Origin of the sequence: Microbispora sp. H10670, assembly GCF_014161385.1 — a bacterium.
GTDB lineage: Bacteria > Actinomycetota > Actinomycetes > Streptosporangiales > Streptosporangiaceae > Microbispora > Microbispora triticiradicis.
On sequence record NZ_JABBWW010000022.1, the window covers coordinates 21,138 to 33,926 of the forward strand.

The 12,789-nt window shown below is 71.2% G+C and carries 10 protein-coding genes and 1 pseudogene; 2 read left to right on the forward strand and 9 right to left on the reverse strand.

Annotated elements, in window-relative coordinates; genetic code table 11:
• Window positions 1-63: 63 nt before the first annotated feature.
• Window positions 64-2,865, reverse strand: coding sequence for a preprotein translocase subunit SecA (gene secA / locus HHX33_RS26210; protein WP_182876935.1), 2,802 nt, complete (start codon window positions 2,863-2,865; stop codon window positions 64-66).
• A gap of 220 nt (window positions 2,866-3,085) precedes the next feature.
• Between secA and HHX33_RS26215 the strand changes: the two genes are divergently transcribed.
• Both HHX33_RS26215 and HHX33_RS26220 read left to right on the forward strand, forming a co-directional pair.
• On the forward strand, window positions 3,086-3,358 hold the full coding sequence (locus HHX33_RS26215; protein WP_117410367.1) for an HGxxPAAW family protein: 273 nt from the start codon (window positions 3,086-3,088) through the stop codon (window positions 3,356-3,358).
• 94 nt (window positions 3,359-3,452) lie between these two features.
• Window positions 3,453-4,667, forward strand: coding sequence for a winged helix-turn-helix domain-containing protein (locus tag HHX33_RS26220; RefSeq protein ID WP_182876936.1), 1,215 nt, complete (start codon window positions 3,453-3,455; stop codon window positions 4,665-4,667).
• Window positions 4,668-4,721: 54 nt separating this feature from the next.
• Here the strand turns inward: HHX33_RS26220 and HHX33_RS26225 are convergent, their stop codons facing one another.
• From HHX33_RS26225 to HHX33_RS26260, 8 genes and pseudogenes are all read right to left on the reverse strand, one after another.
• Window positions 4,722-6,863 (reverse strand): peptidase domain-containing ABC transporter, encoded by a 2,142-nt coding sequence (locus tag HHX33_RS26225; RefSeq protein ID WP_182876937.1) that lies wholly within the window; start codon window positions 6,861-6,863, stop codon window positions 4,722-4,724.
• Window positions 6,864-6,938: 75 nt separating this feature from the next.
• Window positions 6,939-8,027 (reverse strand): TIGR04500 family putative peptide maturation system protein, encoded by a 1,089-nt coding sequence (locus HHX33_RS26230; RefSeq protein ID WP_182876938.1) that lies wholly within the window; start codon window positions 8,025-8,027, stop codon window positions 6,939-6,941.
• Entirely contained in the window at window positions 8,017-9,039 is a 1,023-nt protein-coding gene (locus tag HHX33_RS26235) for an MvdC/MvdD family ATP grasp protein (RefSeq protein WP_182876939.1), read from the reverse strand. The genes HHX33_RS26230 and HHX33_RS26235 overlap by 11 nt, the downstream gene beginning before the upstream one ends.
• An 87-nt stretch (window positions 9,040-9,126) precedes the next feature.
• Complete coding sequence (locus HHX33_RS26240; protein WP_165900753.1) at window positions 9,127-9,264, reverse strand: hypothetical protein; 138 nt, start codon at window positions 9,262-9,264, stop codon at window positions 9,127-9,129.
• Between the two features lie 277 nt (window positions 9,265-9,541).
• Window positions 9,542-9,658: pseudogene (locus tag HHX33_RS26245) on the reverse strand (glutamine amidotransferase); the annotation flags it as partial.
• Window positions 9,659-9,796: 138 nt separating this feature from the next.
• Window positions 9,797-10,501, reverse strand: a complete 705-nt coding sequence (locus HHX33_RS26250) for a response regulator (protein WP_111701573.1) — start codon at window positions 10,499-10,501, stop codon at window positions 9,797-9,799.
• 189 nt (window positions 10,502-10,690) lie between these two features.
• The gene (gene hpf, locus HHX33_RS26255) at window positions 10,691-11,377 is read right to left on the reverse strand and encodes a ribosome hibernation-promoting factor, HPF/YfiA family (RefSeq protein WP_111701574.1); all 687 of its coding nucleotides are present in this window, start codon (window positions 11,375-11,377) and stop codon (window positions 10,691-10,693) included.
• 526 nt (window positions 11,378-11,903) lie between these two features.
• Window positions 11,904-12,773, reverse strand: coding sequence for a ComF family protein (locus HHX33_RS26260; protein ID WP_182876940.1), 870 nt, complete (start codon window positions 12,771-12,773; stop codon window positions 11,904-11,906).
• Window positions 12,774-12,789: the final 16 nt, after the last annotated feature.

A 12,789-nucleotide genomic window follows, 5' to 3' on the forward strand; every position in this document is an offset into this window, starting at 1 on the left:
CATGAGAGGACCCCGCCGGACATGTCCGGCGGGGTCCTCCTCAGCTCAGGTCGCACCCGGCGGTCAGGCCTGCTGGTTGCGCGGGTCGCCGTGGCAGCGCTTGAACTTCTTGCCCGAGCCGCAGGGGCAGGGCGCGTTCCGCTCGACGTCGCCGTACGCGGCGCGCTGCTCGGGGGTCGACTTGACCCGGCTGACCTCCACGTCGCCGCTCTCGCCGGGCGCGGTGTAGACCATCTCGGTCGGCCGCGACGGCTGCCGCAGCGCCCTGGCGATGATCGACCCGGTCTCCGACAGCGCCGTGTCCTCCTCGGCGTTCTCCTCCACGATCGGGTTGGCCTGCACCTCGACCTCGAGGTTGAACAGGTAGCCGACCGACTCCTCCTTGATGCCGTCGAGCATCGCGGAGAACATCTCGAAGCCCTCGCGCTGGTACTCGATCAGCGGGTCCTTCTGGGCATAGGCACGCATGCCGATGCCCTCCTGGAGGTAGTCCATCTCGTAGAGGTGCTCGCGCCACTTGCGGTCGAGCACCGAGAGGATGACCCGGCGCTCCAGCTCGCGCATCGCCTCGGGGCCGAGCTGCTCCTCGCGGCGGTCGTACGCCTGGAGCGCGTCTTCCTTGATCTTGTCGGCGATGAACTTGGCGTCGAGGTCCTCCTTGCCGCCGCCGGCCTCCTCGACGAGCTGCTCGACCGTCACGGAGACGGGGTAGAGCTGCCCGAAGGCCTTCCACAGCTTGTCGAGGTCCCACTCCTCGGCGAAGCCCTCGCCGGTGGCGCCCTTGACGTAGTCGTCGACCACGTCGACGACGAAGGTCCGGACCTGCTCGTGCAGGTCGGCGCCTTCCAGCACCCGCCGCCGCTCGGCGTAGATGACCGTGCGCTGGCGGTTCATCACCTCGTCGTACTTCAGGACGTTCTTGCGGATCTCGAAGTTCTGCTGCTCGACCTGGTGCTGGGCCGACGCGATGGCCTTGGACACCATGCCCGACTCGATCGGCACGTCGTCCGGGATGTTCAGCCGCGTCATGATCATCTCGACCCGGGCGGCGTTGAACAGGCGCATCAGGTCGTCTTCGAGCGACAGGTAGAAGCGCGACTCACCGGGGTCGCCCTGACGGCCGGAACGGCCGCGGAGCTGGTTGTCGATGCGCCGCGACTCGTGCCGCTCGGTGCCCAGCACGTAGAGCCCGCCGGATTCGACGACCTGCTCGTGCTCGGCCTTGACGGCCTCCTTGGCCTTCTCCAGCGCCTCGGGCCAGGCCTTCTCGTACTCGTCCGGCGTCTCGGACGGCGACAGGCCGCGCTGCTGAAGCTCCAGGTCGGCGCGGAACTCGGGGTTGCCGCCGAGCATGATGTCGGTGCCTCGACCGGCCATGTTGGTGGCCACGGTGACCGCGCCCTTGCGGCCCGCCTCCGCGACGATGGCGGCCTCACGGGCGTGGTTCTTGGCGTTCAGCACCTCGTGCGGCACACCCTGGCGCTTGAGCATGCGCGACAGCTTCTCGGACTTCTCGACGCTCGTGGTGCCGACGAGAACCGGCTGGCCCTGCTCGTAGCGCGCCTTGATGTCGTCGACGCACGCCTGGAACTTGGCGTCCTCGGTCTTGTAGACGACGTCGGCCTGGTCCTGACGGATCATCGGCCGGTTGGTCGGGATGGGGACGACGCCCAGCTTGTACGTCTGGTGGAACTCGTTCGCCTCGGTCGCGGCCGTACCGGTCATGCCCGCGAGCTTCTCGTACAGGCGGAAGTAGTTCTGGAGGGTGATCGTGGCGAGAGTCTGGTTCTCGTCCTTGATCTTCACGCCTTCCTTGGCCTCGATGGCCTGGTGCATGCCCTCGTTGTAGCGGCGGCCGTGCAGCACGCGCCCGGTGAACTCGTCGACGATCAGGACCTCACCGTCGACGACGATGTAGTCCTTGTCCTTCTTGAACAGTTCCTTCGCCTTGAGCGCGTTGTTCAGGAACTGCACGAGGTGGGTGTGCTCGGGCTTGTAGAGGTTGTCGATGCCGAGCCAGTCCTCGACCCGCTCCACGCCCGCTTCCAGGATGCCGACCGTGCGCTTCTTCTCGTCGACGACGTAGTCGCCGGTGCTCTCCTCGCCGTCCTTGCCCTCGGTGCCGCGGCGGAGCCTCGGCACGATCTTGGCGAACTCCTGGTACCACTTGCCCGACTGCTCACCGGGGCCGGAGATGATGAGCGGGGTGCGGGCCTCGTCGATCAGGATCGAGTCGACCTCGTCGACGATGGCGTAGTTGTGGCCGCGCTGGACGCACTCCTCCATCGACCACGCCATGTTGTCACGGAGGTAGTCGAAGCCGAACTCGTTGTTCGTGCCGTACGTGATGTCGGCGTTGTACTGCCTGCGGCGCTCGTCCGGCGCCATGTTGGCCAGGATGACGCCGACCTCCAGGCCCAGGAAGCGGTGCACGCGGCCCATCGTCTCGGCGTCGCGCTTGGCCAGGTAGTCGTTGACCGTGACGACGTGGACGCCCTTGCCGGAGATCGCGTTGAGGTAGGCGGGGAGCGTACAGGTGAGCGTCTTGCCCTCACCGGTGCGCATCTCGGAGATGTTGCCCATGTGCAGGTTGGCGCCGCCCATGAGCTGCACGTCGAAGTGGCGCTGCCCGAGGACCCGGCGGGCGGCCTCGCGTACGGTCGCGAAGGCCTCCGGCATCAGGTCGTCGAGGGACTCGCCGTCGGCGTGCCGCTGCTTGTACTCGGCGGTCAGCGCGCGGAGCTCGGCGTCGGACAGGCTCTTGAAGTCCTCTTCGATGGAGTTGACCTGCTCGGCGATGCGCTTGAGCTTCCGCAGAGTCTTGCCTTCGCCGGCGCGAAGGATCTTGTCGAGAATGGCTGGCACTTTTAGTAAAGCTCCTCGCAGGTCTCACCCCGGTCGATCACCGGGGTGTGAGGACGAGACATACTTCCCCGCTAACCATCGTAGGCGGTTCCATCACCAGACACAGCCACCCTCAAACGACGGAGCGCCGCGCAACAATCCCCTATCTCATAAGGAGAAAACCGCCCAGAGGGTTCCCCCGATGTCCCGACCGCCCGGCCCATCAGGTAGAAAACGGGGTATGGCACAGAGCGGACACCAGGGCAGCCACGCGGGAAGCGCCAAATCATGGCTCGCCGTCAGCATCATCCTCATCGGCTTCACGATCGGGGGCGTGGCGCTGACCCTCGGCCCGAACTGGCTCTTCGTGTGGATCGGCGCGGGCGTCTGCGCCGTGGGCGGGCTGCTCGCCCTCGCGTTCGACATCTTCTCGGACGTGATCGTGGACGCGCCCCGGGAGATCAACGTGCAGGAGCACCACTCCCCGTTCGAGCACCGGTCCATCGGCTCCTGAAGCCGGCGATGAGGCCGCTGAAGCTTTCAGCGGCCCGCCCGGCCCCGAACCGCCGTAGGCGTTTTGTCGGTCACCGCGTCTACCATCTCCTCCTGTGACCGACCTGACCGCCGACGAGGCCCGCAGGATCATCCTCCGGGCCCAGGGCTTCCTCGGCGCCGCCGCGCGCGCCGGGGGGGTTCCCGCCATGCTGCGGCGCGTCGGCGCCGTCCAGCTCGACACCATCTCCGTCCTCGCCCGCTCCCACGAGCTCGTCGCGTACGCGAGGCTCGGCGCGGTCGGCCGGGACGCGGTCGAGCGCGCCTACTGGGACGCCCCCGCCCGTGCCTTCGAGTACTGGTGCCACGCCGCCTGCGTCCTGCCCATCGAGCAGTGGCCGCTGTACGACTTCCGCCGCCGCGCGTTCCGGGAGCGGCGGTTCCGGTGGCACGAGGTGCCGCCCGTGGTGGACAAGGTGCTGGAGCAGGTGCGCTCCGACGGCCCGCTGACCACCGCCGACATCGGCGGCGCCAAGAATGGTGGCCCCTGGTGGGACTGGTCGGACACCAAGATCGCCATTGAGTGGCTGCTCGACATCGGCGAGGTCGTCTGCACCCGCCGTGTGGGCTGGCGGCGGGTCTACGAGCTCGCCGAGCGCGCGGTCCCGGCGGAGCTGCTCGGCCGGGACCTGTCCGACGCCGAGTGCGTGACCCGGCTGACCGGCATCGCCGGGCGCGCGCTGGGCGTGGCCACCCGGGCCGACCTCGCTGACTTCACCCGCGTCAGGGGCGCGCACGCCGCCCTGCTCGACGAGGCCCTGCTCAGCGGGGCGGCCGGTCTCGTGCCCGTACGGGTGTCGGGATGGCCCGCCCGGCGCGGCGCGGGCGCGGGCGGGCCCAACGCCTGGGCCGACCCCGCGGCGCTTGACGGCGAGCCGCGCGGGCGGCACCGCACGACGCCGCTGTCGCCGTTCGACTCGCTGATCTGGGAGCGGGCGCGGGCCGAGCGCGTCTTCGGCCTCAACCACCGGCTGGAGGCCTACGTGCCGAGGGACAAGCGGGTCCACGGCTACTTCGCCATGCCCGTGCTCGCGGGCGGCCGGATCATCGGCCGGGTCGACCCGGCCCGCGAGGGCACCACCCTGGTCGCCCGCCAGGTCGGCTTCGAGCCGGGCGCACGGGCTCGCGACGCGGAGGCGATGAGCGACGCCCTGTGGGAGGCCGCGAGCTGGGTCGGCTGCACCGGCGTGCGGGTGGAGCGCGTCGGCACGCCCGAACTTGAGGCCCCGCTGCGCGCCGCCGTGGCCCGCGGATCCCAGGGGCGCCGATGATCGGCTGAACCACGGCACGTCAGCATGGCCGACGGGCAGCCGGACGGCCACCCGTCAACCGGGGTTGAGAACCGGCGCGGGGCCGGACGTCTGGTGCTGATGCCGCACCAGGTGGGCGTAGTGGCCGCCGTGGACCATCAGCTGGCGGTGGGTGCCGGCCTCGACGATCTGACCTCGGTGCAGCACGACGATCAGATCGGCGTCCTGGATCGTGGACAGCCGGTGGGCGATGACGATCTGGGTCTGGCCGAGCTTGAGCAGGTTGCGGCGGATGCGCTCCTCGGTGACCGCGTCCAGCGCGGCGGTGGGCTCGTCCAGCAGCAGGATGCGGGGGCGGTGGACCAGGGCGCGGGCCAGCGCCAGGCGCTGGCGCTGGCCGCCGGACAGGCGCGTGCCGCCCTCGCCGACGTGGGTGTCGTAACCCTGCGGGAGGCGCACGATCTCGTCGTGGAGTTCGGCCAGGCGGGCGGCGTGCTCGATCGCCTGGTGGTTCAGGTCGGTGAAGCCCGCGATGTTGGCGGCGATGGTGCCGGCGAACAGATGCGGCTGCTGGGTGACCACGCCCACCTGCCCGCGCAGCCACTGCCGGTCGAGCTCCTGCACGGGGATGTCGTCGAAGCGGATCTGCCCGGAGACCGGCTCAACCAGGCCGATGAGGGCGCGGCCGAGGGTGGTCTTGCCGGATCCCGACGCGCCGACGATGGCGACCCTCGCCCCGGGCGGGATGCGCAGGGAGAGGTCCCGGAGCACCGGCGTACGGGCGTCGTAGCCGACGTTGATCTTGGTGACGGTGACGCCACCGCGCAGCCCGCCGTCCGGGCGGACGCCGCCGGTGCGCTCCGGCGGTGTGCCCATGAGGTCGGCGATGCGGCCCAGGTGCGCGGCGGCCAGCTGCAGCTGGTAGACGATGCCCAGGAGCGACGCGAGGGGGGTGGTCGCGGCGACGGCGAGGGAGACCAGCGCGAGCCGGTCGCCCAGCGTCCCGCCGGTCGAGGCGAACACGGTCACCAGTAGACCCAGGTGGAGTGCGGTCTGGAGGGCGGTGGTGGCGGTCTGGACCGTGGCCACGTGCCGGTCCCGGGCCGCCCCCGTGGTCAGCTCCTCCTCGTGGTGGACGCGCCAGCGGGCCATGGCCGCCGCCTCTCCGCCCGATGCCTTGACCGCCTCGATGCCGGCCAGGCTGTCGACCATGGTGGCCTGGGTGGCGGCGGTGGTGTGCAGGGCGGCGAAGGCCAGGTGCATGCCGCGGCGGGCGGTGGCCAGCACCACACCCGCCTGCAGCGCCGCCGCCACCAGCGTCACCAGCCCGAGCCCGGGCGCGGCGACGACGAGCAGGGTCAGGTAAGACACTGCGGTGGCCAGGTCGAACAGGAAGGCCAGTGACTGTTCGGTGAGCAGATCGCGCAGCATGGCCACGCCGCTGAGCCGGTTCAGCAGGTCGCCGCTGGAGCGGCGCTGGAAGAAGCGATAGGGCAGCGCCAGAGTGTGGCCGACGAGCGCGCGCATCCCTTCGGCCGCGACCGAGGTCTGCAACCGGATCAGCGTCCGGGCGCGGATCCAGGACGTCAGCCCGAACACGAGCACGACGCACAGCGCGGCGGCCGCCAGCGTCGTGACGTCCATCGCCACCGGCCGGTCCACCACTAGTTTGGTGAACAGCGGCACCGCCAGCCCGAAGAGTTGCGCCGCCAGCGAGGCCAGAACCACCGCGGCGATCAGCCGCCGGTTGGCGAGCGCGGGTGCCAGCAGCGGGCGCAGCACGCGCCAGGGCCGGTGCCGGGCGGGGGGCGCGAGCCCGGAGGGGGCGTCGGCCAGCAGGACCTTGCCGGAGTATCCGGCCAGGAACTGCCGCTGCGACAGCCGTCGCCGGCCCCGCGCCGGATCGACCACGGTGGCGCCGCGCGGGCCGACGTGCTCGACGACGACGAAGTGGTTGTTCTCCCACATGGCGATGAACGGCGCGGGCAGCGCGCGCACGGTGTCGATCGGGGCGCGGCAGGCCCGCAGCCGCAATCCGAAGCGGGCTCCCGCCTGGATCATCTCCCGCAGGCTGACCCCGTCGACGCCCTCGGCCAGGTGCTCGCGCACTTCCGCCAGGCCGGTGCGGCGGCCCAGCGCGCTGAGCACCATGGCCAGGCACGCGGCGCCGCAGTCGCTGCGGGCCAGTTGCATCCGCAACGGCACGCGGCGTCTCACCGCCGCACCTCCCCGATCTGGGGCGCCAGCAGGAACCGTCTGATTTCCCTCACCGTCGCATCCGCCCGATCACGCTCAGAGCCAGAACCACCGGATCTCCGCCGTGCGCCGCCGCTCGTCCAGCCACGCCTGGAATGCCGCGTCCCGCGCCGCTTCCAGCACCTCCGGCGCGTCGGGGTCGGGCGCGACGACCTCGTGGACCACCCCGGCCAGGTAAGCGCCTTCATAGGGGACCGGCCCGATCGCCGTCTTCTGGGGCACCGTCCGCAACGGCTCGGGCAGCCGTGGGGTGAGTGCCGTCGTGGCGAGCAGCTGCGGCGTGTTCCCGGACGGCCCGGCCGGGAGTTCGAGGGCGGCCAGGCACCGGGCCGCGAAATCCTCCACCGGGCCCTCAAGCAGGGCGCTCAGGTCATCGGCGTGGCGGCCCGTCACCCACACCGCGCGCCGCACCGTGAAGTCCTCCGGGTGCTCGGCCAGATGGCGGCGGGCCGGCTCGCCGGCGAAACGATCCCGGACACGGGCGACGAGTGCCTGCGTACGGGCGTGGGTCTGGAACATCTCCGGCGACATGCCCGCCTCGGCCAGCCACTCCAGCGTCTGCGCCCGGCCGGTGAGCCCCCGGCGCCGGCGGAACTCGTCGGCGGCCGCCTGGATCTCGGCCGTGGTCGGCTGCTGCAGGGCGCCCTCCAGCTCGTTGAGCACGATGCGGTGGTCCACCAGCCGCTCGTGGAGCTGCCGGTCGCGCACACCCAGGGCGCGGATCGCGGACAGCGCCCCCGCGATCGACAGCCCGGCCCCGTCCACGCTGAGGATGTTGGCCGCCGCCCAGTGGGTGGAGTGGTCCACCAGCCACGGGATGCCGTCGTCCACCTCGGCCGACAGCGCGACGGTGCCGCCCTCCGGGTGGTCGAGGAGCAGGTCGTAACCGGCCCGGGTCGCCCCCGGCGGCTCGTCGACGGCCAGCTGAGCGCGCAGATGCGGCCGCGCGGCGGCCCAGTCGAGCACGCGCCGCCGTGCCTCGCCCACCGCGTCCCGCGCGACCGGCAACCCCCGCAGGAGCGCGACCGCCTCGGCGAGGTCGTCGGCGAAGGAGGCGGGGGCGGTGGGGGCGGCGGAGGGGTTGGTGGCGTTTGCCGGGCCCGATGTGCTCCGGTCAGTGGGCATCGGTGAGTCCTTCGGGTCGGGACGAGGAGCGGCCTCCCGGCTGGAGCCCGACGCCGGCGGCGAGCCAGTCGGCGATGGCGTCGCTGATGGGCATGCCGGTGCGGAGCTCGACGAAGGCCCATTGGCCGTTGACGTTGAGCTCGAGGAAGACGTACCGGCCGTCCGGGGTGACGATGAAGTCCAGCGCGCCGAAGCTCAGACCCAGCCCGGCCACCAGACGGACACAGCGGTCGGCGACGTCCCGCGGCAGGTCGTAGGCCGCGTAGCCCACGTTGGTGTCGTGGTAGTGCCGCCAGTCCACGGCGGTCGACCGTGAGGCCTGGGAGTCGATGCGGGCGGCGAACACCCGCTCGCCGACCACCGTGACCCGCAGCTCGTACGCCTTGGGCACGTTCGGCTGCAGCATCGCCGGGCCGTGCCGGAGCCGGTGCCGCCCGGTCAGCCGCCGCCGGGGCACCGTCGCGGTGAACAGGTGACCGGCCTCCCCGTCCAGCTCGAACGGGTGGAATCCGAGCGTCTTGGTGATCAGCCGCCCGCCGGCCCGGTTCCACAGCGGCACCAGGGCCTCCGGGTCGTTGGTCACCACCGTGTCGGCCACGGTCAACCCGAGCTCGGCGGCCCGGTAAAGATGCAGCAGCTTGTTGTCGACGGCCGCGGCGTGCTGCGGCGGCGCGGGCATCCACCGGGCCCCGACCATGAGGTCGTACGCGCCGGTTACGGCGATCCTGGCGGTGTGCTCGGCGAAGGCGCGCTGCGACGGCTCCGGCACCTCGGTCGCGGACGGCGGGTCGGGGCGCCGATCCCACACCGCGCTCACCTTCGACAGGTCGTAGGTCTCGCCCCGATAGGTCAGCACCTGGTGCCAGCGGCCGTCGAGACAGCTGGTGGTGAGGGTGGAGCCTCCGGGGTAGTCGGCCTCGTCCCACCACAGCAGCGGTACGCCCCGCTCCCGCAACTTGGGCAGCACGACGTGCACCGAGTCGTCGCGGTGGCTGCTGATGATCAATAACACGGTCGTACGGTCCTTCGCTGTCGCAACAGCGGGGAGCCGGCTGAAGGGCTCCCCGCTGTTCACCAGGCCGCGGTCATCGCGGTCGGATCACGTCTTCCAGCAGTCGCCCTTCTGGCTGGCGGTGCACACATAGGTGCTCCAGTCCGGCTCCATGCCTGCGATCAGCTCCAGCTCCTCGCCGTCGAGCTGGGAGACGCCGGCGGGGAGATCCTCGATGTTCAGCATGTCTTCACCCCCCTTCTGGTTTCGCGGGGCCGTGATCGACGGCCCTGTGAGGGGATGGTGGTGATCACGACTTGTGATCCACTGCAAGGGGGGCTGGAAGTGACTGCGGACCCAGGTCGGCGGCCCGCGTCAGCCCGCAGCGGGGGGTGGCAGGGGTGGCGGCACCGCCCGGCTGGGCGCATTCGTGCCAGGGTGAGTTCGTGCCAGGACGAGCCGGTCAGCCCGGCAACCACCCGTAACCGGCGTCGAAGGCTGAGGCGTCGGTCCTCGCCCGCGCCCGCTGGATCGCGGCGTGCAGACCGCCGTCGCGGCGCAGCCGCTCGGCCCCGAGGTTCTGCGGCCTGTCCTCGCCGCCGATCAGGTAGACGTCGCCCTGCTGCGGCACGAAGTCCGAGACCGCGAGACACCGCGGCCGTCCGCGCCGCGCGTCTACGCCGCGGGGCTACGCCGCGTCTAAGCCGTGGCCTGCCGCGACGACGGCGGCACGATCGCGATCACGGCGCCCGGCACTCGGCCCCTTCGGAGGGCTCGCTCAGGTGATCTCCAGCAGGCGCTCGCGTACGGCGTAGACCACGGCCTCCATGCGCGAGTGGAGCTGGAGCTTCTCCAGGATGTTGCGCACGTGGTTCTTCACGGTGTTCTCGGAGATGAACAGGTCCTTGGCGATCTCGCGGTTGTTCATGCCCTTCGCCACGAGGCGGAGGACCTCCATCTCGCGCTCGGTCAGGCGGGGGACGGGAAGCTGCGGGGGCCGCTCGGCCTCCTTGCGGCTCATGTTCGCGAACTCGGTGATCAGCTTGGCCGCCATGGCCGGGTTGATGAGCGACTGCCCCTCGTGCACCCCGCGCACCGCGTCGGGCACCTCGTCGATCTGGACGTCCTTGAGCAGATAGCCGGTCGCACCCGCCTTGATCGCTTCGAAGAGGTCCTCCTCCTCGTCGCTGACCGTCAGCATGATGATCCGGGTGCTCGGCACCGATTCCTTGATCTTCCGGGTCGCTCCGATGCCGTCCAGCTTCGGCATCCGGACGTCCATCAGCGCCACGTCCGGCATCAGCCGGTCGGCGAGCTCCACCGCCTCCTGGCCGTCGCTCGCCTCGCCCACCACCTCGATGTCCGCCTCCGCGGCCAGCGCGAGCTCCAGGCTGCGGCGGATCAGTGCGTGATCGTCGACGATCAGGACACGGATCGGCTCGCTTCTACCGGCTGCTCGAGCCGCCTCGTCGGGTCGGGACACGGAACCTCCTTGCGGGGGCCAAGGACGCTGGATCGCCATCATTACACGGGTTCCGGAGTGTTAGGGATCTTCGTCGCGCCGGCCCGGCCCTCGACAGGGGATCGCACGGCGCCCCGGCCCGCGTCCGTCCGGGCCGGGGCACCGCGGCCCCGCCGGCCGGAGCGGCCGGGGACCGCGCGACGACCTGTGTCAGGGCTCGACGAGCCTGAGGAGCCCGTAGTCGTAGCCGCGCCGCCGGTAGACGACGCTGGGCAGGCCCCCCTCCTTGTCACGGAAGAGGTAGAAGTCGTGACCCACCAGCTCCATTTCCAGGAGCGCCTGGTCGATCGTCATGGGGTCGGCCTTGTGGAACTTCTCGCGTACGATCAGCGGTCCGTCGCCGTCCATCTCGATGGGCACGATGGGCCCAGAATCCTCGACCCGCTCCGGCTCCGGCTCCCACTCGGCGACCGCCTGGACCGCCTGGACCTCCGCGACCGGCCCGGGCTCCTCCCGGGTGGTGCGGACCACCCCCTGCGCGTCCTCCATCACCGCCGTGAGCTCGGCCGTCGAGGGCGGGCAGTTCTTCCCGTGGTGGATCTTGCGGCGGTCGGCGAGCCGCCTCAGCCGCTCTTCGAGCTTGCCGATGGCGATGTCCAGCGCCGAGAAGCGGTCGTCCGCACACGCCTCGGCGCGGATGACGGGGCCACGTGAGTGGATGGTGAGCTCCACCCGTTCGCGTTGCCCGCTCTGCCGGTGGTTGGACTCCTTGGAGACCTCCACATCGGCCTGGATGAGCTTGTTGTCCAGTCGTTGGATTCTGGCCAGCTTGGACGTCACATGATCACGGAAACGGTCACTCACTGTGGTGTGCCGTCCCTTGACGATGATTTCCACGCAAAGCCTCCCTTCGCACATCGACTGCGGTGCACGGCTTACGGAGCACCCGTCCGGCCGACCTGGTCTTCGTCCCCACATCCGCCTGCTGAGGGGTTCGCGGCTCAGTCGCCACTACTGCCCTTCTCCTCTTGCGGGGGACATCTGGACCCCCGGGAGGGCAGGACTTACCTCTAAGCCGCACCGTGATCGGTCGACCAAGAGTCGCCTTACGTGGGCCGTTTCGCCTGCGGCTGGCATCGGCTTGCCAGGCCGGACCCCACGAGGGAGTCGGCCCGGCGCAACCACGGACCCGGACGGGTGCCATGTCTGAACGCTAGTCGCTGCCGACAGGAATGTCAGCCAAGAGGAGAGCCGGACGATCACTTTGCGTGATCCGGGTTGCCGTCTCACCCTTGTAAAACTCGCGGTCATATTCCTGGAATCCCCGCCGATCCGGGGTCCACACCTCTCTGGAGCAGGTGGGTCGCCGAATCCGCCGTCTCGTCCACCTACGCGGCGGCGAGGAGCGATCCTGCCTCAGGATTTACCATCCGTGATTATCGCGAATGTGGTGCTTCCGGCGTGTCGCGACGTACGGGACGCGCCTGGGGGTGGCCGCGATCGTCACCGCCGCGGACGGCGTGACGCCCGCCGCGCGCAGCGCCCGCGCCGCCTCCGCCAGCGTCGCCCCGGTCGTGACGACGTCGTCCACCAGGACGACCCGGAACCCCACAGCAGGCCCTGTGCCGCTGTGAGGCGGCCTCAGCGCCCCCAGGGCGCGATGCCCGACCTCGAAGGCTCCGGAGAGGTTGGCGGCCCGCTCCAGCGAGCCCAGGCCCGCCTGGTCGGCCACCCGTCTGCGCTGCCGCAGCAGCGGCGCGAGCACGGCGGCGCGGCCCAGCCCGCGCAGCTCGCGGACGGCGGCCGTCGCGACGGCGCGCACCGGGTCGTGACCCCGGCGGCGGACGGCGGCCCGGGCGCTCGGCACCGGCACCAGCCACGTCACGGCCGCCGCCCCCTCACCTGCCCGATCCCCGCCTGCCCCGTCCCCGCCCCGGCCACCACCGGACAGACCCGCGCCGGACAGACCCGCGCCTGCCGGGTGCGCCGCGCGCTCCCCCTCCGCCTCGGCTTCGGTCTGCCAGGCGGCGACGCAGGTCGCCACGCAGGCGGCCAGGGCCGGCACGAGAGCCGTACGGCCGCGTTCCTTGCAGGCGAGGATCATCCGGCGGGCCGCGCCCTCGTAGGCGGTGGCCGACCAGCAGTCCGGCAGCCCGGGAGGCGCCGGGTCCGGCGGCCGCGGAGCCGGCTCCCCGAGCAGCTTCACCAGGCAGGAAGGGCAGGCCACCGCGCCCCACACGCCGCATCCGGCGCAGCGGGGCGGGAGGATCAGATCGAGCAGCGCCGGCACCACGCGCCCAGCATCCCGC

Coding starts and splice junctions, on each gene's coding strand:
- HHX33_RS26215 (WP_117410367.1), top strand. CDS start 3,086: ATGGCACAGAGCGGACACCAGGGCAGCCACGCGGGAAGCGCCAAATCA.
- HHX33_RS26230 (WP_182876938.1), bottom strand. CDS start 8,027: ATGCCCACTGACCGGAGCACATCGGGCCCGGCAAACGCCACCAACCCC.
- HHX33_RS26240 (WP_165900753.1), bottom strand. CDS start 9,264: ATGCTGAACATCGAGGATCTCCCCGCCGGCGTCTCCCAGCTCGACGGC.